A 25191-nucleotide genomic window follows, 5' to 3' on the forward strand; every position below is an offset into this window, starting at 1 on the left:
GGTTTCATGGCCTACCGCAAGATGACGGTGCGGTTGCCGAGCAGCAGGATCCTGCCTTCACAATGCCAGCGGACGGCGTTGCGGAGGGCCGCGCATTCGGCGTCCCGGCCCACCGCCACCAGGTCATCAGCGGTGTACGTGTGGTCCACCTCGATGACCTGCTGGGAAATGATCGGGCCCTCGTCGAGTTCGGCGTTGACGTAGTGAGCCGTGGCGCCCACGGTCTTGACGCCGCGGTCGTAGGCCTGGTGGTACGGCTTTGCGCCTTTAAAGCTGGGCAGGAACGAGTGGTGGATGTTGATGGTCCGTCCCGCCAGCTGAGCCGAGAGCTCATCGCTCAGGACCTGCATGTAACGGGCCAGGACCACGAGTTCCACGTCGAAGGCGTCCACCAGCTCCATTAGCCGGGCCTCCGCCTCGGGCTTGGTGTCCTTGGTGACTGGCAGGTGGAAGAACGGGATGCCGTGCCACTGGACCAGGCCCTCCTGGTCGCGGTGGTTGGATACCACCGCGACGATTTCCACCGGGATGTCGCCGGTGCGTGCCCGGAAGAGTAGATCGTTGAGGCAGTGGCCCATTTTGGACACCATCACCAGGACACGGCGTTTGCGGCCGTGCGGTTCCAGCTGCCAATTCATCTCCCACTTTTCGGCCACAGGCGTGAAGTCGCGGCGCAGGTCCTCGGTGCTGAAGGAATCCTGCCCTAAGGAGGCGTCGGAGGAGGAACCCGAGGAAAAGTGGACGCGCATAAAGAAGTGCCGTTGCCCCTTGTCCCCGTACTGCTTGATGTCCAGGATGTCGCAGCCGTGGTTGAGCAGGAATCCCGAGACCGAATTGACGATGCCCGGCGACTCAACACAGTCGACGGTCAGGATGTGCTCTGCCGTGGCACCGGGTTCCGCAGCTGCAGGCTCGGGGCTGTTTGGGGTCTGTGCGGTCATTTCTGAACCTTCTCAAACTTTCGCGCAACAGCTGATTCCTCGTCCTGCGCGAGCTCAGCCTGGAAGCTTTCATAGCGGGCCAAGTGCGCGGGGCGCCGGCGCAGCACGAACCACGCGGCGCCGAGCAGAATGAACCAGACCGGCGTTACCAGGAGTGCCAGAAGTGTGTCCGGCTGCGTGGTCAACGCCCAGAGGACGAAGGCGAAGAACGCGAAGACCACGCAGACCATGGGGATTCCGCCGGGCATCTGGAACTTGGACGCGTCATGCAGGTGCGGGCGGCGACGGCGGAAGGCCAGGTAACTGGCCAGGATGATGGACCATACGAACACGAAGCAGACGGCCGACACGGTGGTCACCATGTCGAAGGCCTTGCCGATGTCCTGTCCGGCGTACATCAGCACCACGCCGGAGAGCAGGAGGACGCAGGACAGGAACAGGGCGTTCTGCGGGACCTTACGCCGGGACAGGCTGCTGAAGACTGACGGCGCGTCGCCCTCCTGGGCCAGCCCGTAGACCATGCGCGACGTGGAGTAGATGCCGGAGTTGGCCGAGGACATGGCCGAGCTGAGCACCACCAGGTTCACGATCGTTGCCGCGGCTCCGAGCCCTGCCAGGGAGAACATGGCGATGAACGGGCTGTGGCCAGCCTGGAACTGGGTCCAGGGAGTGACAGACATCAGGATGATCAGGGCGCCCACGTAGAAGAGCAGCACTCGGATCGGGATGGAGTTGATGGCCTTCGGCAGGCTCTTCTCCGGGTCTTTGGCCTCCGCGGCGGTGGTGCCCACCAGCTCAATGCCCACAAAAGCGAACACGGCGATCTGGAAGCCGGCCACAAAACCCATGAACTCGTTCGGGAAGAATCCACCGTGGCTCCACAGATTTGTGAAGCTGGCAGGGCCGGCATCGGACTGGAACCCGCTGAAGATCATAAACAGGCCCACCACGATCAGCGCCACGATAGCGACGATCTTGATCAGCGCGAACCAGAACTCCGTCTCGCCGAACGCCTTCACCGTGGTGAGGTTCAGGAGCAGGAGGATGGCCACGGTGGCCAGGCCCGGGATCCACAGCGGCAGCCCCGGCCAGAGTTCCTTGGAGTATCCGGCAATGGCGATGACGTCCGCGATTCCCGTGATCACCCAGCAGAACCAGTACGTCCATCCGGTGAAGAAGCCGGCCCAGGGCCCAAGGAGGTCCGCTGCGAAGTCGCTGAAGGATTTGTAGTTCAGGTTGCTGAGCAGGAGCTCGCCCATGGCCCGCATCACGAAGAACAGCATGAAGCCGATGATCATGTAGACGAAGATGACGGACGGCCCGGCCGCGGAGATGGTTTTGCCCGAGCCCATGAACAGGCCGGTGCCGATGGCGCCGCCAATGGCGATCAGCTGGATGTGCCGGTTGCTGAGCTGCCGCTCAAGATGCGGTTCCTGGTGGGAAGTTACGGTTTCAGTTGTCACGTGCTGCTCCTCGAATCAATGCTGTCTGGAGTGCTGCTGAGATGGGCGCCTGACCCGGTCCGCAGGGAACCGAGTCAAGGCTGTTGAAGCTGTAGAGATGGATGCCCGCGAGGTTGCCAGGCTGGTTTTCCAGCCCGGACACCAGGCTTTGCGGCGAGTAGTGGTCGCCGCTCAGGAGTTTGCGGGCCAGCGGGCCCTTCCGGCTCAGGAACTTCAGGGAACTTCCGACGCCGATCTGCGTAGCCAGCGAGACCAGTTTGGTCCGGGGCACGGACCCCGCCACCCCTGCCCAGATGGGCAGCTCAACGCCTTCGCGGCGCAGGAGCGCAGCGTAATCAAGGATTTTCTCCGGGGCGAAGCACATCTGGGTCACAACGTGCGAGGCCAGGTGCTGTTTTGCCAGGAGGGCGTCCAGCACCTCCACGGGGCCGGCGGAGGGGTGGCCCTCCGGGTAGCCCGCAATGCCTGCCCGCATCAACCCGCCTGTGTACTGCGCGATGTCCTCCAGCAGAGGAAGGGCGGACTCATACGGGCCGGCCGGCTGCTTCCGGTCCCCGCCGATGACAAAGACCTCGCGGATGCCGGCGGCATCGCAGTCGCGGAGGATTCCGGTCAGCTCGGCCCGGTCATGCAGGGTCCGCGCGGCGAGGTGCGGGATGACGGTGTAGCCCAGCACACCAAGCTGCACGGCAGTGCGCATGGTCCGCTCGATGCCGTGATGGGGCAGGCACGTCACCGTGAGCGTCGTGGTCAACGGCACCAGGTCCGTGACGCGCTCAACGATTCCCCCGGAAGGGATGATTTCTATTCTGATGGGGAACATCATTGGTCCTCTCTGAACATCAGATTTTGGGCATCAGGTTTTTGGGTATCAGGTTTTGGGCATCAAGGTTGGGTTGTTCAGGCCGTAGCTGCCAGCAGCGAGCTGGCTTCCTGGCGGGTGCTGCCGGAGCTTTCGATGTGTGCGAGTTTGGCCGGGATTTCCCAGCCCTTCTTGCGCATCGCGGTGGCCCAGAGCCGGCCGGCGCGGTAGGAGGAACGCACCAGGGGCCCGGACATGACGCCCAGGAAGCCGATCTCGTCGGCTTCGTGCTGCAGGTCCACGAATTCCTGCGGCTTGACCCAGCGGTCCACCGGCAGGTGCCGCTCGGACGGGCGCAGGTACTGGGTGATGGTGATCAGCTCGCAGCCGGCCTCGTGCAGGTCCCGCAGCGCCTCGGAGATTTCCTCGCGGGTCTCGCCCATGCCGAGGATCAGGTTGGACTTGGTGACCATGCCGAGCTTGCGGCCCTGGGTGATGACGTCCAGGGAACGGTCGTAGCGGAACGCCGGGCGGATCCGCTTGAAGATCCGGGGCACGGTTTCGACGTTGTGGGCGAAGACCTCGGGCTTGGAGTCGCAGATCGCCGCGATGTGCTCGGGCCTGCCGGAGAAATCGGGGATCAGCAGTTCGACGCCGGTGCCCGGGTTCAGTTCGTGGATCTTGCGGACCGTCTCGGCGTAGAGCCAGACGCCCTCGTCGGCGAGGTCGTCGCGGGCCACGCCGGTGACGGTGGCGTAGCGCAGCTGCATGGCCTGGACCGAGCGGGCCACCTTGGTGGGCTCGAACATGTCCACGGGGGAGGGCTTGCCGGTGTCGATCTGGCAGAAGTCGCAGCGCCGGGTGCATTCGGAGCCGCCGATCAGGAAGGTGGCCTCCTTGTCTTCCCAGCACTCGAAGATGTTCGGGCAGCCGGCCTCCTCACACACCGTGTGGAGGCCCTCCTTCTTGACGAGGTTCTTGAGCTGGACGAACTCGGGGCCCATCTGGACCTTGGCCTTGATCCATTCCGGCTTCCGTTCCACCGGTGTGGCCGCGTTTCGCTGCTCAATGCGCAGCATCTTCCGGCCTTCTGGTGCCAGTGTCATTAGTTCTCTTTCCTTCAGCATTCGACGACGTTGACGGCAAGGCCGCCCATCGCGGTTTCCTTGTATTTGGAGGACATGTCCTTGCCCGTTTCGCGCATGGTCACAATGACCTCGTCGAGGGAGACCCGGTGCGTGCCGTCGCCCCAGAGCGCCATTTTGGCGGCGTTGATGGCCTTGGCGGCGGCGATCGCGTTGCGTTCGATGCACGGGACCTGCACSAGCCCGCCGATCGGATCGCAGGTCAGGCCCAGGTTGTGTTCCATCGCGATTTCCGCGGCGTTCTCCACCTGCTGGGGCGTGCCGCCCATGACTTCGGCCAGGGCGGCGGCCGCCATCGACGACGCCGAGCCCACCTCGCCCTGGCAGCCGACTTCCGCCCCGGAGATCGAGGCCTGCTCCTTGTACAGCACCCCGATGGCGCCGGCGGTCAGCAGGAACCTGACCACCACCTCGTCCCGGTCCTGCTGGGTGGCCTGGTCCATGCCGGGGGCGAAGTGCAGCGCGTAGTAGAGCACGGCCGGGATGATGCCGGCGGCGCCGTTCGTGGGGGCGGTGACCACGCGGCCGCCGGAGGCGTTTTCCTCGTTTACGGCCAGCGCGATCAGGTTGACCCATTCCTGCCAGTACTTCGGGTCCCGGTAGTCGGGGTCCTGGCCGCGGGTTTCCTTCATCAGCCGCTCGTGCCAGTCCGGGGCGCGGCGGCGGACCTTGAGCCCGCCGGGCAGCAGCCCCTCGCGCTTGAGGCTGACCTCGACGCAGCCTTCCATCACCGAGTAGATGTGCAGCAGCCCCGCACGGATCTCGGCCTCGGTCCGGCTGTCCTCTTCGTTGATCCGCATCACCTCGCTGATGCTCAGCGAGGTCTTCCGGCAGTGTTCCAGCAGTTCGGCGGCCGTGCGGAACGGCAGGGGAAGTTCCTTCTTGGATTCCGCGAGTTCCTGCAGTGCCGCGTCCTCCTCGCCCTCGCGGACAATGAAGCCGCCGCCGACGGAGAAGAATGTGGCGCGGTGGAGGACTTCGCCTTCGGCGTCGGAGACGGTGAAGGTCATGCCGTTGGTGTGCCGGGGCAGGATGGTCAGGGGGCGCAGGACCATGTCCTGCACCCCGTACGGCAGGGCGACCGAGCCGGCCAGCCGCAGGGTGCCGGTGTTCGCGATCGCGGCGAGCCGCTCCTCGACCTCCTCGGGGAGGATCTGCTCGGGGTGGAAGCCCTCGAGTCCGAGCAGAATGGCGGTCATGGTGCCGTGGCCGTGGCCGGTCGCGGCGAGGGAGCCGTAGAGGTCCACCCGGAGCGACGCCGCCTCTGCCAGCTTGCCGAGGGGCTTGAGTTCTTCAGCAAACACGGCGGCGGCCCGCATGGGGCCAACGGTGTGGGAACTGGATGGCCCTATTCCGATGGAAAAGAGGTCGAAGACTCCAACTGCCATGATGCGTACCTTCCGCGGAGAAAGAGAATGATGGTCAATGACTAGAGGCGGGGCTCACCGCACCGGTCCCGGCCCCCCAATGACCCTGGACCGGTGCGATGATGCGCCCATTGAGCGCTAGGCGAGGTTAGCAACCGAGGGGTAGAGCGGGTGGGCGGCGGCGAGGGCCTGGACCCGGGTGCGGAGACCGGACAGGTCCGCGCCGGCGTCGGCGGTCAGGGCCTCGGCGATGATGTCGGCAACCTCGGCGAAGGCCGCCTCGCCGAAACCGCGGGTCGCCAGCGCCGGGGTGCCGATCCGCAGCCCGGAGGTGACCATCGGCGGACGCGGATCGAACGGCACGGCGTTGCGGTTGACCGTGATGTCGATCGCCGCCAGCCGGTCCTCGGCTTCCTGCCCGTTGAGCTCACACTCGCGCAGGTCCACCAGGACCAGGTGCACGTCGGTGCCGCCGGAGATCACGTTGATCCCCTGCGCGGTCACGTCGTCCTGGACCAGCCGCTCGGCGAGGATCCGGGCGCCGGCCAGGACACGCTCCTGGCGCTCCCTGAACTCCTCGGACCCGGCGATCTTGAACGCCACGGCTTTGCCGGCGATGACGTGCTCAAGCGGCCCGCCCTGCTGCCCGGGGAACACCGCCGAGTTGATCTTCTTGGCGATCTCGGCGTCGTTGGACAGGATGATGCCGCCGCGCGGACCGGCCAGGGTCTTGTGCGTCGTGGAGGTGGTGACGTGCGCGTGCGGGACCGGGGACGGGTGCAGACCGGCCGCGACGAGGCCGGCGAAGTGCGCCATGTCCACCATCAGGTAAGCGCCCACCGAGTCGGCGATCCGGCGGAACTCGGCGAAGTCCAGCTGCCGGGCGTACGCGGACCAGCCGGCCACGATCAGCGCCGGCTTGTGCTCCTGGGCCAGGGCCTCGACCTCGGCCATGTCGATCCGGTGGTCCTCCTCACGGACCTGGTACGGGATCACGTTGTAGAGCCGGCCGGAGAAGTTGATCCGCATGCCATGCGTCAGGTGCCCGCCGTGCGCCAGGTTCAGGCCCATGATGGTGTCGCCCGGACGGATCAGGGCGTGCATCACGGAGGCGTTGGCCTGCGCGCCGGAGTGCGGCTGCACGTTGGCGTACTCGGCGCCGAACAGGGCCTTGACCCGGTCGATCGCGAGCTGCTCCACAACGTCAACGTGCTCGCAGCCACCGTAATAGCGCTTGCCCGGGTAGCCCTCGGCATACTTGTTCGTCAACACCGAACCCTGCGCCTGCATCACAGCCTTGGCGGTGTGGTTCTCCGAGGCGATCATCTCCAAACCGTCACGCTGCCGGGTGAGTTCGGCGTCGATCTTCGCGGCGATCTCCGGATCCAGCACGGACAGCTCCGCGTCCAGGCTCGGAGAAACGACCTGCTCAAACGCGACGGTACCCGTCGCGGCGCTCACAGCTCGCCGCCGTTCTTGGACGCGTACTCTTCAGCCGACATCAGTGGGCCTTCTTCGGTCACGGCGACCTTGAACAGCCAGCCGGCCCCGTACGGATCGCTGTTGATCAGCGCCGGATCGGAAACGACGGCGTCATTGATCTCCACCACCTCGCCGGTGACCGGCGCGTAGAGGTCCGAGACGGACTTGGTCGACTCGACCTCGCCGCAGGTCTCCCCCGCGGTCACCGCGGAACCGACCTCGGGCAGGTCCACGTAGACGATGTCGCCCAGGGCGTCGGCGGCCACGGCCGAAATCCCAATTCCTGCAGGGCCAGATCCGTCGGCAGCAACCCACTCGTGTTCAGCGGAGTACTTCAGTTCGGCTACAACTTTGCTCATTTATCTCAATCCTTAAGTTCGTATGTGGTTTCGGCAGGCTCAGCCAGCGGCGGCCGGCTACTTTTGGCGCTTGTAGAACGGCAGTGCGACGACTTCGAAAGGCTCCGTCTTGCCGCGGAGGTCAATGTCCAGGGCTGTGCCCGGTGCGGCGTGTTCGATGTCGACGTAGGCCATCGCGACCGGGTAGCCGAGGGTGGGGCTGGGCTGTCCGGAGGTCACTTCGCCGACGACGTTGCCGTCCTTGAGGACCGGGTAGTGGCTGCGGGCGGCACGGCGTCCGAGGCCCTTGAGCCCGACGAGTTTGCGGCCGGTCGTGGAGCCTGCGCCGGCTGCCTTGAGCTCGCTCAGGGCGGCCTTGCCGACGAAGTCCGACTCCTTGGCGAGCGAGACGACCGGGCCCAGGCCTGCTGCGTATGGGTTGCCTTCGCGGGAGAGTTCGTTGCCATAGAGCGGCATGCCGGCTTCCAAACGCAGCGAGTCACGGCAGGCCAGGCCGGCCGGGATGAGCCCGTGGCTGGCACCGGTTTCCAGCAGTGCTTCCCAGAGACCTGCCGCATCCTCGTTCGAGATGTAGATCTCGAAGCCGTCCTCGCCGGTGTAACCGGTGCGGGCGAGGAGCAGATCTTGTCCGTTGATCTGAACCTCAACCGCAGCGTAGTACTTCAGCTCGGTGACCAGGACATGCTGCTCGGCCGGGACCAGCGTCAGCAGGATGGCTTCGGCGTTCGGGCCCTGGACGGCGATCAGCGAGATCTGGGCGGAAACGTCTTCCACCGTCACGTCGAACCCGCCTTCTTGGGCAGAACCGGCCCTTTCGGCCAGTGCCGCGGCCACGACCTTGGCGTTGCCTGCGTTGGGGACCACCAGGTACTTGTCCTCACCGCGGCGGTAGGAGATGAGGTCATCGATGATGCCGCCGTCTTCCTGGCAGATCAGCGAGTACTTCGCCTTGCCGACGGCCACGGCCGACAGCTTCCCGGCCAGGGCGTAGTCGAGGAACGCCGCGGCGTCCGGGCCGGTGACCCAGACTTCGCCCATGTGGGAGAGGTCGAACAGGCCCGCGGCGTTGCGGACGGCGTGGTGCTCGGCGAGTTCGGAGCTGTACTTCAGCGGCATCTGCCAGCCGCCGAAGTCCGTGAAGGAGGCGCCGGCCTTTTTGTGCTGCTCGTAGAGAGCGGTGTAGTTCTCACTCATCAGGGATCCTTAGTTTTCGAATTCGGAAAGCGGCGGGCAGGAGCAGACCAGGTTGCGGTCTCCGGCGGCGCCGTCGATGCGTCCGACCGGCGGGAAGTACTTGTCCTGCCTGAGTGTGTGGACGGGGAATGCGGCCTGCTCACGCGGGTACTCGCGGGTCCAGTCGGTGCTGACGACGGCGGCTGCCGTGTGGGGTGCGTTGCGCAGCGGGGAGTTCTCCACCGTGAAATCGCCGTTGGAGACCTGGTCGATCTCCTGGCGGATGGTGATCATCGCCTCGATGAAGCGATCGATCTCCGCAAGGTCCTCGGACTCGGTGGGCTCCACCATGAGGGTGCCCGCCACGGGGAAGGACAGCGTGGGGGCGTGGAAGCCGAAGTCGATGAGGCGCTTGGCCACGTCCTCAGCGGTGACGCCGGTCCTGGCCGTGAGTTCCCGCAAATCCAGGATGCACTCGTGCGCCACCAGGCCGCTCTCCCCCGTGTAGAGAACCGGGAAGTGCTCATCCAGCCGGGATGCGATGTAGTTCGCCGCGAGCAGCGCGGACTTGGTGGCCTCGGTGAGGCCCTGGCCGCCCATCAACTTCACGTACGCCCAGGAGATCGGCAGCACACCGGCGGATCCGTAACGCGAAGCGGAGATGGCAACTCCCTTTCCCGGTTCGACCTTGTTCGCGTCCCCTGGCATGAACGGCGCCAGGTGGGCTTTGGCCGCGACCGGGCCGACGCCCGGTCCGCCGCCGCCGTGCGGGATGCAGAAGGTCTTGTGCAGGTTCAGGTGCGAGACGTCACCGCCAAACTTGCCCGGCTGGGCCAGCCCGACGAGGGCGTTGAGGTTGGCGCCGTCGACGTAGACCTGCCCACCGGCCGCATGCACGGAGTCGCAGACCTCGCGGACGTCTGTGTCGTACACACCGTGGGTGGACGGGTAGGTGATCATGATGCAGGACAGCGCATCCTTGTGCAGCTCGATCTTGGCCGTCAGGTCCGCGTGGTCGATCGTGCCGTCCGAAGCCGTGGCCACGACCACGACCTTCATGCCGGCCAGCACGGCGGAGGCGGCGTTGGTGCCGTGCGCGGAGGCCGGGATCAGGCAGACGTTGCGCTGGGCCTCCCCGCGGGAGTGGTGGTAGCCGCGGATGGCCAGCAGGCCGGCGAGCTCGCCCTGGGAGCCGGCGTTCGGCTGGATGGAGACCTGGTCATAGCCCGTGATTTCGGCGAGGTCAGCTTCGAGGCCGCTGATGAGTTCCCGCCAGCCCTCGGTCTGGGAGTCCGGCGCGAACGGGTGGATGGAGGCGAACTCCGGCCAGGAGATGGCTTCCATCTCGGCCGTGGCGTTCAGCTTCATGGTGCAGGAGCCCAGCGGGATCATGGTGCGGTCCAGGGCGAGGTCGCGGTCCGAGAGCTTGCGGATGTAGCGCAGCAGCTGGGTTTCGGAGCGGTGCGTGTTGAACACCGGGTGCTGCAGGAAGTCGGAGGTGCGCAGCACCGTCTCGGGCAGTTCGAAGCCCTTGGCCTCCACCACCGGGCCGGCGCCAAAGGCGACGACGACCGCGGAGAGGACCTCCGGCGTCGTGGTTTCATCGACGGACACGCCAACTGTGTCCGCGTCGATGAGCCGCAGGTTGATGCCCCGGGCCTCGGCGGCGGCGATGACCTTGGCGGCCTTGCCGGGCACGCGGACCGTGAGGGTGTCGAAGAAGGAGTCGCTCACCAGTTCCCGGCCGACGATCTTCAGCGTGGCGGCAAGGGCGCGGGTGTTGTTGTGGACGGTCTGGGCGATCGCCTTCAGCCCGTCGGGGCCGTGGTAAACGGCGTAAAACGAGGACACGATGGCCAGCAGCGCCTGGGCGGTGCAGATGTTGGACGTGGCCTTCTCACGGCGGATGTGCTGCTCGCGGGTCTGCAGGGCCAGGCGGTAGGCCGGGACACCGGCGTTGTCCTTGGAGACGCCGACGATGCGGCCGGGGAGCGTGCGTTCCATGCCCTCGCGCACCGCCATGTACGCGGCGTGCGGGCCGCCGAAGAACAGCGGCACGCCCAGGCGCTGGGTGGATCCGACGGCGATGTCCGCGCCCTGCTCGCCCGGAGGGGTGATCAGGGTCAGGGCAAGCAGATCCGCCGCCACGGTGACCAGTGCGCCGCGTTCTTTGGCCTCCGCGATCACGCCGGACTGGTCCCACACCCGGCCGGAGACGCCCGGCTGCTGGAGGACGAGACCGTTGATGTCGCCGTCGGGCAGACCGGCGGAGAGGTCAGCGACCTGCACCTCGAAGCCCAGCGCCTCCGCTCGGCCCCTGACGATGGCAATGGTCTGCGGGAGGCAGTCGGCGTCGAGGACGGTCTTGGCCCCGGCAGCGGACTTGTTTTTGTTGGCGCGGCGCATGAGAAGCACGGCCTCGGCAACCGCGGTGGCCTCGTCCAGGAGGGACGCATTGGCGACCGGGAGCGCGGTGAGGTCCTGGACCATGGTCTGGAAGTTCAGCAGCGCCTCGAGCCGGCCCTGGGAGATCTCCGGCTGGTACGGGGTGTAGGCGGTGTACCAGGCGGGGGCTTCGAGGATGTTGCGGCGGATCACCGGCGGGGTGACGGTGTCGTAGTAGCCCTGGCCGATCATCTGCACGGCCGTCTTGTTCTTGTAGGCGAGCTTGCGCAGTTCGGCCAGCACCTGGACTTCGCTGAGGGCGCTGTCCAGGGTGAGGGGCTTTTCCTGGCGGATGGAATCGGGGACCGCGTTGTCAACGAGGCCATCAACGCTGTCGTAGCCGACGGCCTTGAGCATGGTGTCGATGTCGGCCTGGCGGCGGGCGCCGATGTGGCGGTCTGCGAAGGTGGACGGGGACGATTGAACCGTCATGAGAGGAACTCCATAATTCAGGTGGCATCAAGACGCCACGATGATTCGGGTTCCTCCCCGCTCTGTATTGGACCTGAGAGTTTCCGTTTTGCCCTGCTGATAGCAGCGCGCCACTTGCACCGTCGGTGAGCCCGGTTGCCCGGACTGCTTTCCAGAGTTGCCTTGCCGCGGCGGTACGTGGGCCTGAGAGATTCCTGGGGAGGATTTGCTCCTACGGCGCCTGCTGAACGTACCGGCAGGACTCTCCCGCCGCAGATCATAAGCTGTGCCACTGGTCGGTGACACAGCTCACAATTTATCCGGTTCCCGGGCAGGATGCAAAATTTATTTCAATTGAGTCGCTGTCCCGCGGACGACGGCGGGAGCTCTTCGCCGTCGTCCGCTTGCGTGGGTGAGGCGCATGAGGGCCGTGTCGTTGATCCGGAACACGCGGTCCCAGAGGTCGTCGTCCACCTCGTGGATCGGACCCAGGGGGTTAGTCCATTCGGTGCATTATTCTAAACGGGATACTTTACATTTTCATGCGCGTCCCTCCCAGAGCGCTCATACGCAAGGAGCCTCCGTGAGCCTTCCGGATCAAGCGATGGAACAGGCAGCTCCCAGCAGACCACCAAGCAGGACTCCCGCCGGGGATGCCGCTTGGGGGTGGCTGATCGGGATCCTCGCAGGATTGCTCGGCTTGGGCCCATGGCTGGTATCCGGCGCACAGCTCCCGTTGCAGAACTTGTGGGGCGCAGAGGTCGTTCCAGACCAGATGCCTGTGTCGTTACTGCCGCTAAGCCAGTACGAACTCACCACGATCGTAGCCCTCCTCACCGTAGGAGGTGCAGCGGCCGGACTCGCGGTGCGCATCTGGTCCCCCGCCCGACGGCGACTGGTGACGTGGTGCGCGGCAGCCGGCGTTCTTGTGGTCCAGTTCACGGCTGCCGTCCAGTCCTTCACAGTGCTCGACGGCGGCTTGGCGGGCGGAACAATGGCGAGCCTGTACTTCGCCGGGCTGCTCGCGGGCGTGACCGCATCCCTCGCTGCTGCCCTCGTGGCGCACCTGCTGCTCTGTTCAAGGACCCGGAGCCTGGCGGCATTGGGCGCCGGACTCGTGGCGGTGCCGTTCGCTTCGTGGACGGTGGAGTGGGTTGTCGGCTTCGTTGGGCACATCAACGTCCCCGTCGCAGTGCCGTCAATCGCTCTCTGGATTCCCGCCGTCCTCGTTGGTGGCGCCCTGGCATGGTGCGGCCTTCGTCCTGCGCGGCGGACCGCGGTGTGGGCCGTGAACCTTGCCCTGTTGTGGTTTGTTCCCGCCCTGTTCATCTCGGTCAACTACGTCCTGGGGACTCGTATCCTGGCTGGCGACCTGCAGGAGATGCTGTTGATGAGTCGGCAAATCCTGGCGGTAACGCTTGGACCCGCGGGCGGAGCACCTCCCAAAATCTTGCTGGCTCTGGTCATCGCGTTGGCAGGGCTGGGTGCCAAATCCATTGCCGCCCGCCGGTGGCCGGACGTGCCCACCTTCCCGTCCACGTAAAATCCGGGCTCACCCGCGATGTGTGGACGTGATTGCACCAGCGGATCCGATGGTGCAATCACGGATTTGATCCCGATCCAGCGGACGACGGCGGGACTTCCCGCCGTCGTCCGCTTGCGTGGGGTGCCGCTCCCCTACAGCGCGGACCAGCCGCCGTCGGAGGCGAGGATGGCGCCGTTGATGTTGGTGCCGTCGTCGCTGAGCAGGAAGGTGATGGACGCGGCGAGCTGCGCGGCGGTGGCGGGGGTGGGGACGGTGGCCTGCATCAGCGGGCCGAGGCGTTCGGCCGCGAGCTGGGATCCCCAGGTGGCCACGATGTTGGTGATGGTGGGGCCGGGGGCCACGGCGTTGAAGCGCAGGCCCTTCGGCCCGTACATCGCGGCCGAGTTCTTGGTCAGGCCCACGACGGCGTGCTTGGACGCGGTGTAGGCGGCGCCGGCGGCGGACCCGCGCAGGCCGGCCTCGGAGGCGACGTTGACCACGGAGCCGGTCCCGGCGTCCAGCATCAGCGGCACCACCGCGCGGGTCAGGCGCATGAGGGCGGTGACGTTGATCCGGAAGACGCGGTCCCAGGTGTCGTCGTCCACTTCGTAGATCGGGGCGAAGTTGTCCATGATGCCGGCCACGTTCGCCAAGGCGTCGATGCGTCCGCCGGCGGCCGCAAGCCCGTAGACGAGGCCTCCGGCCGGGTGCTGGAGTCAGCCCGCGCTGCCGGCGGGGCCGACAGCGACGTCCTGGCGGGCCTGCGCGAGGCTGCGGTCGCCGAGGTTTCTGTTCTGCCGGACCTGGCGGTCACGCGGGGCCGGCTCCGGCTGATCCCCGAACACCCCGAGCTGGCGAGCCGGAGCTACGAGTCCCTTGTGCCGCAGCGGGAGAGGACGCGGACGTACCTGGTTTCGGCCGGGGTGCGCGAGGATATCGCGGGGTATCTGTGCGCAGCGCTGATCGGCGCGACGTTCGAGGCCTGGATGCAGTGGGCCGCGGGGACGGACCCGGATCCGGTGCCGTATTTGGTGGCCGCGGTTGGTGTGCTGCGGGAGGCGTAGACGGCGAATCGGTGCAGCCGGTTCGACCAGGGCAAGCATCCAAGAAGTCTTTGCAACCGCCGATGATGGACCCGGCGTAATTTCGCAGCAGGACATTCATGTTGCTGAGCAGGAAATCTGGCGCCCACTATAGGAAGGCGCTCTAACTCTCAGCGGACCTGGGTTAGTCAATGCGTGCGTTGCCGGAGAACATACCAATTGCTTTCAGGTCATCGGCAAGCCAATTCAGGGCGATTTCACTCGACGCTCTATCGTGGTTGGTTTCTAGCAAAGAGCCAACGCTGGAGAAACGCACGAATGGCGACGATGCTCGGGCGGTCTGCATCCACTCGTTGAGCGCCTCGTTGCTGATTCCAATCTCTGGCTCGAAGCCCCACTCCTCTTGTTCGATCTCGAACCTCAGGGCACAGCGTCCTGTCCTCGACATCATCCAGTCATGCGGGGAATCCGTAGTGGCCTGTTTCATGAGTTTCGTGGGAAGCACCCGGAAGCTAACGGCGGGCGCCCCGTCCCAGCCGGTCCTGTGGCCAATTCTGAGCACCCCGACCACACTTATTGGTCGCTGGGAAAGTAGTGACAAGGCCCAATCGAACTTCCGAAATGTGTGAGAACACAATTCTTCGTAGGCTAGGCATGCTCTGCCATACAGCTCCACGGCGTATTCTAGAAGGCGCTCTTGGCTATAGACACCCCACACCCATCCGCTGTCTGGCGCCTGCACATCCGGTGTTGGGAGGGGCCTATGCAGAACGCCGCCCGGCTGTTGTCCTAGGTAGTCGCGCAACCACCTAGCCTCCAGGGCTGGGGCTCGGGGTGCCTGTATGACGATATCCGGGTCGTCCTTCAATAGCCCGTCGAGGAGCTGGATCAGTCCGCCGCACTCTATCGGTTTGTGGAAAACCGTGCGCTGATCAGCCCAAGCGCGGCAGAACTTGTAGGCGGCTTCGTCCGCCCACACCCCGGATGTACCGCCGAGGAGCGCGGACGTGCGCATTGTGGTCTCTAATTTCTCGTTGATGTCGGATCGCACGAAGTTCCAAGGCCAAGCTGCGTCGTGTCCGAATCTCTTCCAGGTCATGCCCGACCAACTGTCATCGTCCGCCCCGAAGAGTTGCACCGAAGTGGGCAAGGTAGTGGTTGAATCCGATTCTTGTGGTTCCCTGGACCATGAATAGGCGATGCCGTCCGCCTCGAGTCGAACGCCCAGCCTGAGGCCACCATGCTCTGGCGGGTTAACTGGGAGCACCTTTGAAGCCAGCGGTCCCAACGCATCCGCCCAGGAGCGGCCGGATTTGAGAAGGCGAGACTGTACTTCGATCAATGGCGGCGGCGCGGCGGCGGGACGGCTAATAGAGGAGACGCTTGCTTGATCCAGGAGCCACGAAGCAGCGCCTGGATTGCACATCATGGCACGGCTTAGAAATCTGTCCACGTTCGAATTCGATCCGGCGGCAATAACGATCGCGATGGCCCACCGCCATCGGCCAAAGGCCACCTGGTCGCGGAAAGCATCTTCTGCCCTAGCAGGATCGCTGATAAGGGCCTGAGCTGCGAACCATTGTTGGATAATGGCAAGACTGAACTGGCACCCTCCTTCAGAGTCCGCCGAAACAAGGCGTGATGCCTCCGCGACTGCACGTGTCGAGTAATCGAGAACGCGGCTTTCAGACGGATCGTTTGTCAGCCGGACGGCCAACTCAGTCAGATTGGCCACTATATGCTGCGATTCAATTCGCGTCCGCTCCTGCCCCCTCCGAAGGGCCTTCTCAACTATCTGGCTCAACAGGCCGGCAGCGCTAAGAGGCGCATCGCCGCCCGCTAGCGCCCTTCCCGCGGCGATGGCAAATAGCGGTCGGCGTACACTCTCCCTGAGGGGCCCCGGAAGCCGGTAGTAGCTATTGCGTGATTCCCCAGATGCGGCGTCAACGAGGCTGGCTGCATCCTCGTTCGTCAGAGGTGGGACAGGAACTTCCTCGCCATCGCGCATACCGACCACACCCGGACGTGTAGTTAGCAGGACTGATGAACGTGGGCTGCTAGCAAGAAATACGCGAGAATCGTTCAAAATGTTCTCGGCGGCCGAACTATCTGTCTCATCCAATCCATCGATAACAACCGCTAATCCTCGGGCGCCGGCCACTGTCTGACTACCCGCTTCTCTGTCGAAGACCGCAGTGAGATTGCCGTTGATGTCGCGAACGTGGAGCCACACCGGGATCGGAGCGTCCGGGTTATGGAGGCAGTCCTCGAATCGAGTTCTATGCCACTGCTCAGCCGCCTCTGACTTCCCAATGCCGAATGGACCAACGATGCAACGGATCTTCCCCCGAGGGACGTCAACTGTGGGAATACTCGCTGCATCCATAACGACGGAGATGGCGCTGTCTTCGACCCCCAATGCCGCGAGTCGATTGCTCCGTCGTGCCCGCGATCGCTTCCCCAGATAGGCAACGAGGTCAGCCCCGTCCAGGCGGCCCAAGCCGCCTCTGGTACTGGCTAGATTTGCGAGTTGCTGAGTAGTGGCTTGCATGCGCTCCCGACTCCAGAGCTCGCCAAAGCGGATTGAGTCCGCCTGAGAACATTGGGCCAGAGCCGACAGATACGTTTCCTGCACCAACTTCATCGCGGTGGAGGCATTATGCCGCCGATCGCGCCAGTCCCTGCTGGCCGCCTCTAGCCTGTCATCTAGGTCCAGGGCGAGCTCGGGTCCGGCCTGTTCAACGGGACGTTCCCAGACACTTGCGTCGAGCGACTTCAACCACGACCGGTAGGCCGGACCGTCAAAATCGAGCCCACTTTTTGATTTCACGTCCCGCTCGATTTGCCATCTCGTGAATCCAAGCCACCCGCATAATTTCTTGGCGAGCAACTTCGCATGCGGAGCCAAGATCTTCTCGGCATATGGTGCAACCACTTCCACCACGTTTGGCCCTCCAGATGTCGATCTGTCCCGTGTTCGGCACGAGATTTCCCTACCTCAGCCTAGGGCTTGATAGTCCTGGGCGGCGCATCCATGATGCCCGTCGATGCAGCGCGTTGGCCGCACGGCACACACGATACTTCAGGCTTGAACTCAGAGGGGCTAAATACGCGGAGAACAAGGTCGCCGGCGACAGCATCTGACTTCTGGCTGGGCGAGCCCGGACGCCCGGATGCCGGGGATCACGTGAACGTCGCAGGCACGGCACTTAGGTCGTGGTCCTCGGCGTTGTCGTGCTTGGCCTCGACCCCCGGAAGAAGGCCCCGGACACGCTACAAACGTTCAAGATCGTCTGCGGACCGTATTTAGATAATCGCTTTTACAAAATGGCCAAGCTGCTTCTGCTGCTTCGTTTTCAGCTGTTCCCGTTCGCCCTCGGCCTCAAGGTGCTTTTCAATGTGGAGAGCTGCTGCGGCACAACCCCTGCTCGTTCTAATTCTGACTCAAGTTAGTGGCGGGTGGGGTACTCGATACCACCCAGCGCTGGTGTGTGGTCATCTAGGTGTAACCTCGGTGACCGTGCGAGGCGCAGGTTCAATATACCTCTTGAACGCGCTTCATCAATAATTCAGAGTGCAAATCGAGACCTTTCCAGCCAGAAAACCATTCGTCCTGGTACTCGATCGCAGCAGTAGCCGGTTTGCCGACAACCTCATAAATCGCGAGAATCGAATCTTTCGAAGCGCGCGAGAGGTATGGGGAAACGATTGCATTCAGCACATAGATCGGCTGTTCCGCAGTCTGCCGCTCACTGGCGTCAAGTGCTTCAATCCGAGCTACTACCCACCGTTCTAGGGCCAACTTCAAGCCGCCGTAGATGGCATGATCGGTCATAAAGCGAAACAACTCGAACGTGATGAAAACATTGAACCAATCTGGCACATCGAAAAAGCCCCGCTTCGGGCTACTAATGCCTAGAAACTGACAGAGCTCGTCTACTTCCACCAGATAGTGTTCGCCCAACTCACTCAAGATCGTCAGTAGGTAAAGGTTCTCAACTGATGCGTACTGAGTCAGAGGGTTTCTCCTGAGCTGCACAATTGTTTCGCGAAAGATAAGGTCATCTAGAGTGTCCCCTGCATCCTTCGAGACCTCTATTTCTTTCACAAACTTTCGGCTGAGAGCTACGATGCGTGCAAGCTTGATGGCGGGCGCGACTCTGGGCGACCCCCCATACACAAAAAATGTCAGCTCCACGGCAGCGATTAGCGCCTTCATTATTTGGCGTTGGTTGCCAATTCGGTACTCGGCACGGCGGGTCTGATCGAGGATCTGGTTCGTACTCTCACGGCACGTCACATAGGCTTTCATGAGGGACTCAAGCTGGATTTCAACGTCAGCCAGAGTGAAGTTCACAACATCCAACGGCCCAAGGTTGGTTTCACGCAGTACGGTCTTGTAGAGCGCGATCATGTGAGCCGCAGTGGAAGCGAAGTCAATCCGGACCCCCTCCGGATCCGAGCCTTCGTCTACGACGTCAAGCCTGAGATTCTTGCTAAGTCCGCGCCTCAAACGGTCCTTCGCGATCGACATATCAGAGATAAAGGGCGTGCTGTGAACAGCTTCCTTTGAATCATTGAGGTGAAACCGGTAGGGACGCAACTGTGCTTCAAGTTCGTCAACGATTTTGTCCCTGGAACTTGGATCCCTGAGGAATACGAAATAATCATCGACATATCTCATTACACGATAATCGATACCGTGAATAAACCCTTTTTCCCGGAGCCGAAACTCGACTTCTCGATCCACCCTCTGAAGAACGATTTCGGCAAAAATACGAGAAATCTCCGGCCCGATCAATATTCCATGGGTTTCATTGTCGTTTAGCCGACGAATAGCGCGATCGAACTGATCGGCGAAAGTCGTTTCATGTGCCGATTTATCGCGCTTAACAGATTCTTTATCAAATATTGCCCAAGCGATAGAATGCGTATATATACTGTCGAAACACTTGGCGATGTCCAGGCGCAGCAAATGACCGAATTGCTTCTCGCTATCTCGATATCCAGTGGACTCATAGAATTTATGCACGTTATCATATTGCTTGTAAACAAAGAATGAGCGGATTCGATCGTATTCCTGGGTGCTTGTTTCAATCGGCCCTGGTTGAATTGCCAATAGCTCATCGAAAACGCCGTCTCGAATAACAGTATAGCGCGTAACACGCTCCGGATGCCGAACGGAAAAAGGGCTCCTACTTGTGTGGTACAAAAGCGAGCTCTTATACCTTTCATAGAGATCGATGAATGAAATCTGCGACATGGGGTGCGCAACCGACAGTCTTCTCGACTGTTTTTCCTTGTGCCTAATCTCGTACTGAAAGGGAACTGTCGGTCGCTCAAGTTGCTTCCTCGGGATGGCAAAGGACCTGGTCCCTGCTTCTACTTTGTCAGAAATTTGAACTTTTTTCCCAAAAATTATCTTGAGAACTGTTTTGACGCTAGGGTCGACGGCATCGAACAGCACCTCGGTCTTGGTGAATCGAACATTCGTGGCATTAAGAAACTTATAGAGGTTCGCATTGCTGAAGGTAACAGGAACCTCATAAGGTAATAACTCAGAGAGAACAACGCGTGAGCGCTTATGGCGAACATTTATTCTGCGTTTAGTCATGATGTTTCCAAATCTTCACCAACTGCTGCATCTTTCGGGGGGAGAAACTGTGGAAGGTGCGGTTGGTAAAGCCTGACCCAAAGCCCAGTCCCACCAATCGACTTTGAGTTGCCGGCGGCAACTTTGCGAGTTTGCATTGGCGGACGAGATGCGCATCGAGACGCTGGATCTTCGGAGTAACTGATTTGAGAAGACTGTTTGAGTAATAGATACCGACGAGAGCATGCCTCTTGTTATTAGACAAGCGAGTATTTCCCGAAAGGAATTTAATGCGATCCAACAACGTTTGTTGCGATGAACCGGTGCCGCTAGATCTGAGATAGGCTTCAAAGGCTAGCTTGATGCGCTGTCGATACCGCTTTTCGCGCTGTCTTGATATATCGACGGTTACAGTTGCATTATTTATGGTAAATTCATAGCCCAAATAATTAAATGCATCGGGGGTCCCATTCGCTTTGGATACTGCCAAGTATTTGGTCTTCCCAGCATTCATGGAGAGACCAGTTCTGGCTACTCTCTCGCGTACTTCGCGCTTACGTTCATGCATCGGTGGATGATGCTGACTGCCTCCGAAGATGACGACGATATCATCTACGTATCTAACGTAGAAGAGGATGTCGGGCAGCCCCCAGAACTCCTCGTCCAGTTGCGACAGGTAGGCTTCTGCAAGTGCAGCGCTCACCCCAACTCCCCGCGGCAGTCCCCAAGTCGCCCCTGTCCGCGCGGCATAGTCGTTCAGTAGGGCGTCTACGAAACGACACGTCGTTCGTGAGAGAACTGGCGAACGACGGAGGATGTCGAGGAGCCTGTCATGCGGAATACTCTCGTAGAAGGAGCGAATGTCAGTCCGCACGACGATTTTTTCGGTTTCGTCATTCAGAGCCAGGAAGAGCTGTTCAGCAGCGAGGTTTCGATTCGGTGGCTTGAGATCAAACGCATACCTCAAATTGATCTCGAGCTGACGACAGATGAAATATGACGCTGCATCTCCAGGATCGAGCTGGTAGGTAACTTTGCCACCGACTGTTCGGCCTGGATGAAGCGCAATCTTCAAATCACCGGAGTCGATTCGGCGATTTGCCTCGAGAGCTACTCCGACCATGTGCTCGGCGACCAACTGATCCCTGTGAAGTTTCGACGAATCCTTCAGTTTGGAGTAGCGAGCAGCCTGAACGTCGAATTCAGCGTCCTCTGGTCTGAGGAGGCGCAGCCTCGCTTTTAGGTCTGCGCTGGCCGTCCGGAGTTCGTCAGAGGCAGCGGAAATTTTGGGAAAGTATGAGCCGAGATCTTCACCCCGTCGGGTTCTTAGGTCCCATATTCTTTTGAAATTCTCGGCAGAGAAGCTTTGGTCTGGCATTTTCCCCCAATGGCGATCCGGTCTCCATTGGACGGCACCGTACGTCTGAACTTAGTAGAGGCGAGTATCGGCCACCACGCTACAAGACTCTATATCAGAATAGTCGGTCGACCTGATGCCGTCGTTCCACAAGCGGCCGTGGCAATTCCGAAGTCGAGGATGTGTTTCCCTCTGGCTGCAGCGCGCCAGGGCAATTTGACCCAGGATTGACTGCCGGAATGCTGCGACGTGTCAACGTGTCGAACTAACTTGCGCCTCTAAACCTCCGCAACAGGAGCCGCGAACTGCGCCGCGTACAGCGCCGCATACGCCCCGCCCGCCTCCAACAATGAAGCGTGCGTCCCCTGCTCGACGATCTGGCCGGCCTCCATCACCAGGATGAGGTCGGCGTCGCGGATTGTGGACAGCCGGTGGGCAATGACAAACGAGGTCCGGTCGGACCGCAAAGCACTCATCGCCTTCTGCACCAGCACCTCGGTCCGCGTATCCACGGAAGAAGTCGCCTCGTCCAGGATCAGCACGGACGGGCGGGCCAGGAACGCCCGGGCGATGGTGAGCAGCTGCTTCTCGCCGGCGGAGACGTTGCCGCCTTCGTCGTCGAGCACGGTGTCGTAGCCCTCCGGGAGGGACCGGACGAACCGGTCCACGTACGTCGCCTTCGCGGCCTCCAGGATCTCGTCCTCCGTAGCGCCGGGCCGGCCGTAGGCGATGTTGTCCCGGATGGTCCCGCCGAACAGCCAGGTGTCCTGCAGCACCATGCCCATCCGAGAGCGCAGCCCGTCGCGGGTCATGGCGGTGACGTCCACGCCGTCGAGCGTGATCCGCCCGGAGTCGAGCTCGTAGAAGCGCATCATCAAGTTAACCAGGGTGGTCTTGCCGGCACCGGTCGGGCCCACAATGGCCACGGTCTGCCCCGGCTCCGCCACTAGGCTCAGCGAAGAAATCAGCGGCTTGTCCGGCGAATAGGAGAAGGACACGTCCTCGAACACCAGCCGCCCCCGGCCCCCGGAAGGAGCTTCAGACGGCGAAGGATCGGGCGACTGCTCGTCCGTGTCAAGCAGTTCGAACACGCGCTCCGCGGAGGCCACGCCGGACTGCAGCAGGTTCGCCATGGACCCCAGCTGGGCCAGCGGCTGGGTGAACTGCCGGGAGTACTGGATGAACGCCTGCACATCTCCCAGCTGCATCGCCCCGGAGGCCACCTGCAGCCCGCCCACCACGGCGATCCCCACGTAGACCAGGTTCCCGATGAACGTCATGGCCGGCATGATCAGGCCGGAAATGAATTGCGCGCCGAAGCTCGCCTGGTACAGCTCCACGTTCTTCTGCCGGAACCGTTCCTCCACCTCGCGCTGCCGGCCGAACACCTTCACCAGGGCATGCCCGGTGTACGTCTCCTCGATCTGCCCGTTCAGCTCGCCGGTGTGCCTCCACTGGGCCACGAACAGCTTCTGGGAGCGCTTGGCGATCACCGCCGTCGTCACCAGGGTCAGCGGAATGGTCACCAGTGCAATCAGCGCCAGCGTGGGCGAGAGGATGATCATCATCACCAGCACCCCGGCCACGGTCAGCACCGAGGTCACGGCCTGGCTGATGGACTGCTGCAGGCTTTGGGAGATGTTGTCGACGTCGTTGGTCACCCGGCTGAGCAGCTCGCCGCGCTGCACGGAGTCGAAGTACCGCAGCGGCAGTCGGTTGATCTTCGCCTCGATCCGCTCGCGCAGCCGGTACATCGTGCGCTGCACCACGCCGTTGAGGATATAGGCCTGCATCCAGCCGAACACCGAGGCCAGCACGTACAGGACCAGCGCCCACAGCAGCACGGTGGCCAGCGCGGTGAAGTCGATCCCGGTGCCGGGGGTCAGCGTCATGGCGCTGAGCATGTCCGCCTGCTGGTTCTGCCCGGCGGCGCGCATCTGGGCGATCACCTGGGCCTGGGTCTCCCCGGCCGGCAGCTGCTTGGCCACGACGCCGGCGAAGATCAGGTTGGTGCCCTCGCCCAGCAGCCGGGGCCCGATCACCGAGAACGTAACGCCGACGACGGCGAGCAGCAGGACCAGCACCAGCCACAGCCGTTCGGGCCGCAGCTCCCCCAGCAGCCGCCGGGCGGAGGGGCCGAAGTTCATGGCCTTCTCGGCCGGGATGTTCATCCCGGCAAACGGGCCGCCGCGGCCGGGGCCACCCGCCGGGCGGGGAATCCGCAGCGGCGCCTGCGTGGCGGGGGCTGGAGCCCCGGCAGCGGGAGCGGCTGAGGGAGCCGGCGTCGGCGCCTTGTCGGTGCGGCTCATGCTGCCTCCTCCGCTGCGAGCTGGGAGTTCACAATCTCCTGGTACGTCTCCGAGGTCGCCAGCAGTTCCTCGTGCGTGCCGTGCGCGACGATCCTGCCGCGCTCGAGCACCAGGATCCGGTCCGCGTCCACAATGCTGGAGACCCGCTGGGCGATGATCACCATGGTGGCCCCGGCGGTGTGCTGCTTGAGTGCCTGCCGCAGCCGGGCGTCCGTGGCGGTGTCCAGCGAGGAGAAGGAGTCGTCAAAGATGTAGAGCTCGGGCTGTTTCACCAGTGCCCGGGCGATCGCGAGCCGCTGCCGCTGGCCGCCGGAGACGTTGGTGCCGCCCTGCGAGATCGGCGCATCCAGCCCGCCCTCCAGCTCCTCCACAAAATCCTGCGCCTGCGCAATCCTCAGGGCCCGCCAGAGCTCGTCCTCGGTGGCGTCCGGCTTGCCGTAGAGCAGGTTGCTGCGCACCGTCCCGGAGAACAAGTAGGGCTTTTGCGGGACCAGGCCGATGTGCCCCCACAGCAGGTCCGGGTGGAGCTCGCGGACGTCCACGCCGTCAATCCGGACCGAGCCGGAGGTCGCGTCGAAGAGCCGCGGCATCAGGTTCACCAGGGTGGTCTTGCCGGAGCCGGTGCTGCCGATGATCGCCGTCGTCTGCCCCGCGCGGGCGGTGAAGTTCACGTCCGACAGCACCGGCTGCTCGGCACCCGGGTAGGCGAACCCGACGTCGCGCATCTCCAGCTCGCCACGGGCTGCCCGCCCGGCCGCGCGCGAAACCGGGCGCAGCGGCGGCCGGACGCTGGATTCGGTCCCGAGGACCTCGCCGATCCGGTCCCCGGAGACGGCGGCGCGCGGGATCATGATCGCCATGAATGTGGCCATCATGACGGACATCAGGATCTGCATCAGGTAGCTCAGGAACGCGATCATGGTCCCCACCTGCATGGAACCGTCCTCGATCCGGAACGCGCCGAACCAGATCACGGCCGTGCTGGAGACGTTGAGCACCAGCATCACGGTGGGGAACGCGAGCGCCATGAGCCGGCCGGCGCGCAGCGCGGTGTCCGTGACGTCCTCGTTGGCGCGGGCAAAACGGGCCGTCTCCACGTCCTCCCGGACGAAGGCCCGCACCACCCGGATGCCGGTGAGCTGTTCGCGCAGCACCCGGTTAACGGTGTCGATCCGGGCCTGCATCACCCGGAACAGCGGCACCATCCGGAAAATGATCGAACCCACCGCGGCCAGCAGCACGGGGACGCTGACGGCGATCAGCCAGGACAGCTGCAGGTCCTGCCGGATGGCCATGATCACCCCGCCGATGCAGAGCATGGGCGCCGTAACCATGAGCGTGGCGGACATCAGAACCAGCTGCTGGACCTGCTGGACGTCGTTGGTGGAGCGGGTGATGAGGCTGGGCGGGCCGAACCGCGTGACTTCCTGCTCGGAAAACGCGGCGACCCGGCTGAAGATGGCGCCCCGGACGTCCCGGCCCAGCGCCATCGCGGCCTTCGCCCCGAAGTACACGGCCACGACGGTGCAGATGACCTGCAGCAGCGTGACCGCCAGCATGAGCCCGCCGATGCGCAGGATGTACTCGGTGTCGCCCTTCGCCACGCCCTGATCGATGATGTCCGCGTTCAGGGTGGGCAGGTACAGCGAGGCAATGGACGCCGCCAGCTGGAAGACGACGACGGCGAGCAGCAGCCGCCGCTGCGGCCTCAGGTATTCGACGAGCAGTTTCCAGAGCATCCGGTCTCCACTTCACGCGTCACAGACTGTGTCACAC

At 63.3% G+C, this 25191-nt stretch carries 16 protein-coding genes, 1 pseudogene and 2 riboswitches; of the genes and pseudogenes, 2 read left to right on the top strand and 15 right to left on the bottom strand.

Annotation, left to right across the window (positions count from 1 at the left end):
* Positions 1 to 11: 11 nt before the first annotated feature.
* The 9 genes from purU to gcvP form a co-directional block, all read right to left on the bottom strand.
* The gene (gene purU, locus AC1DN2_RS06900; protein ID WP_476849731.1) at positions 12 to 941 is read right to left on the bottom strand and encodes a formyltetrahydrofolate deformylase; all 930 of its coding nucleotides are present in this window, start codon (positions 939 to 941) and stop codon (positions 12 to 14) included.
* Entirely contained in the window at positions 938 to 2404 is a 1467-nt protein-coding gene (gene cycA / locus AC1DN2_RS06905) for a D-serine/D-alanine/glycine transporter (RefSeq protein ID WP_476849732.1), read from the bottom strand. The genes purU and cycA overlap by 4 nt, the downstream gene beginning before the upstream one ends.
* Positions 2394 to 3230, bottom strand: coding sequence for a methylenetetrahydrofolate reductase (locus AC1DN2_RS06910; RefSeq protein ID WP_476849733.1), 837 nt, complete (start codon positions 3228 to 3230; stop codon positions 2394 to 2396). The genes cycA and AC1DN2_RS06910 overlap by 11 nt, the downstream gene beginning before the upstream one ends.
* A 74-nt stretch (positions 3231 to 3304) precedes the next feature.
* Positions 3305 to 4312 carry a lipoyl synthase gene (lipA, locus tag AC1DN2_RS06915; RefSeq protein WP_476849734.1) on the bottom strand — a complete coding sequence of 336 codons (1008 nt, stop codon included), beginning with the start codon at positions 4310 to 4312 and terminating at the stop codon, positions 3305 to 3307.
* Positions 4313 to 4326: 14 nt separating this feature from the next.
* Complete coding sequence (locus AC1DN2_RS06920; protein WP_476849735.1) at positions 4327 to 5739, bottom strand: L-serine ammonia-lyase; 1413 nt, start codon at positions 5737 to 5739, stop codon at positions 4327 to 4329.
* Between the two features lie 117 nt (positions 5740 to 5856).
* Entirely contained in the window at positions 5857 to 7179 is a 1323-nt protein-coding gene (gene glyA, locus AC1DN2_RS06925) for a serine hydroxymethyltransferase (RefSeq protein WP_476849736.1), read from the bottom strand.
* The gene (gene gcvH, locus AC1DN2_RS06930) at positions 7176 to 7559 is read right to left on the bottom strand and encodes a glycine cleavage system protein GcvH (protein ID WP_223913460.1); all 384 of its coding nucleotides are present in this window, start codon (positions 7557 to 7559) and stop codon (positions 7176 to 7178) included. The genes glyA and gcvH overlap by 4 nt, the downstream gene beginning before the upstream one ends.
* A 57-nt stretch (positions 7560 to 7616) precedes the next feature.
* On the bottom strand, positions 7617 to 8753 hold the full coding sequence (gene gcvT / locus AC1DN2_RS06935) for a glycine cleavage system aminomethyltransferase GcvT (protein ID WP_476849737.1): 1137 nt from the start codon (positions 8751 to 8753) through the stop codon (positions 7617 to 7619).
* Between the two features lie 9 nt (positions 8754 to 8762).
* A complete protein-coding gene (gene gcvP, locus AC1DN2_RS06940; RefSeq protein ID WP_476849738.1) occupies positions 8763 to 11609 on the bottom strand; it encodes an aminomethyl-transferring glycine dehydrogenase in 2847 nt (948 codons plus the stop codon).
* A gap of 52 nt (positions 11610 to 11661) precedes the next feature.
* Positions 11662 to 11769: riboswitch (glycine riboswitch) on the bottom strand.
* A gap of 1 nt (position 11770) precedes the next feature.
* Positions 11771 to 11868: riboswitch (glycine riboswitch) on the bottom strand.
* 495 nt (positions 11869 to 12363) lie between these two features.
* Between gcvP and AC1DN2_RS06945 the strand changes: the two genes are divergently transcribed.
* Positions 12364 to 13131, top strand: coding sequence for a hypothetical protein (locus AC1DN2_RS06945; protein ID WP_476849739.1), 768 nt, complete (start codon positions 12364 to 12366; stop codon positions 13129 to 13131).
* Positions 13132 to 13265: 134 nt separating this feature from the next.
* On the opposite strand, the pseudogene AC1DN2_RS06950 reads toward AC1DN2_RS06945, so the two are convergent.
* Positions 13266 to 13796: pseudogene (locus AC1DN2_RS06950) on the bottom strand (SDR family oxidoreductase); the annotation flags it as partial.
* 24 nt (positions 13797 to 13820) lie between these two features.
* Here AC1DN2_RS06950 and AC1DN2_RS06955 point away from each other — a divergent pair.
* Complete coding sequence (locus AC1DN2_RS06955; protein ID WP_476849740.1) at positions 13821 to 14177, top strand: hypothetical protein; 357 nt, start codon at positions 13821 to 13823, stop codon at positions 14175 to 14177.
* 163 nt (positions 14178 to 14340) lie between these two features.
* Here AC1DN2_RS06955 and AC1DN2_RS06960 read toward each other — a convergent pair whose 3' ends face one another.
* The 5 genes from AC1DN2_RS06960 to AC1DN2_RS06980 form a co-directional block, all read right to left on the bottom strand.
* A complete protein-coding gene (locus AC1DN2_RS06960) occupies positions 14341 to 15891 on the bottom strand; it encodes a hypothetical protein (RefSeq protein ID WP_476849741.1) in 1551 nt (516 codons plus the stop codon).
* A gap of 1800 nt (positions 15892 to 17691) precedes the next feature.
* Positions 17692 to 19770 (bottom strand): antiviral reverse transcriptase Drt3b, encoded by a 2079-nt coding sequence (gene drt3b / locus AC1DN2_RS06965; RefSeq protein ID WP_476849742.1) that lies wholly within the window; start codon positions 19768 to 19770, stop codon positions 17692 to 17694.
* On the bottom strand, positions 19763 to 21127 hold the full coding sequence (gene drt3a / locus AC1DN2_RS06970) for an antiviral reverse transcriptase Drt3a (RefSeq protein WP_476849743.1): 1365 nt from the start codon (positions 21125 to 21127) through the stop codon (positions 19763 to 19765). Before drt3a ends, drt3b begins: the two co-directional genes overlap by 8 nt.
* 257 nt (positions 21128 to 21384) lie before the next feature.
* Positions 21385 to 23415, bottom strand: coding sequence for an ABC transporter ATP-binding protein (locus AC1DN2_RS06975; protein ID WP_476849744.1), 2031 nt, complete (start codon positions 23413 to 23415; stop codon positions 21385 to 21387).
* Entirely contained in the window at positions 23412 to 25154 is a 1743-nt protein-coding gene (locus tag AC1DN2_RS06980; protein ID WP_476849745.1) for an ABC transporter ATP-binding protein, read from the bottom strand. Before AC1DN2_RS06980 ends, AC1DN2_RS06975 begins: the two co-directional genes overlap by 4 nt.
* Positions 25155 to 25191: the final 37 nt, after the last annotated feature.

Source organism: Arthrobacter sp. 01L42 (assembly GCF_056400005.1).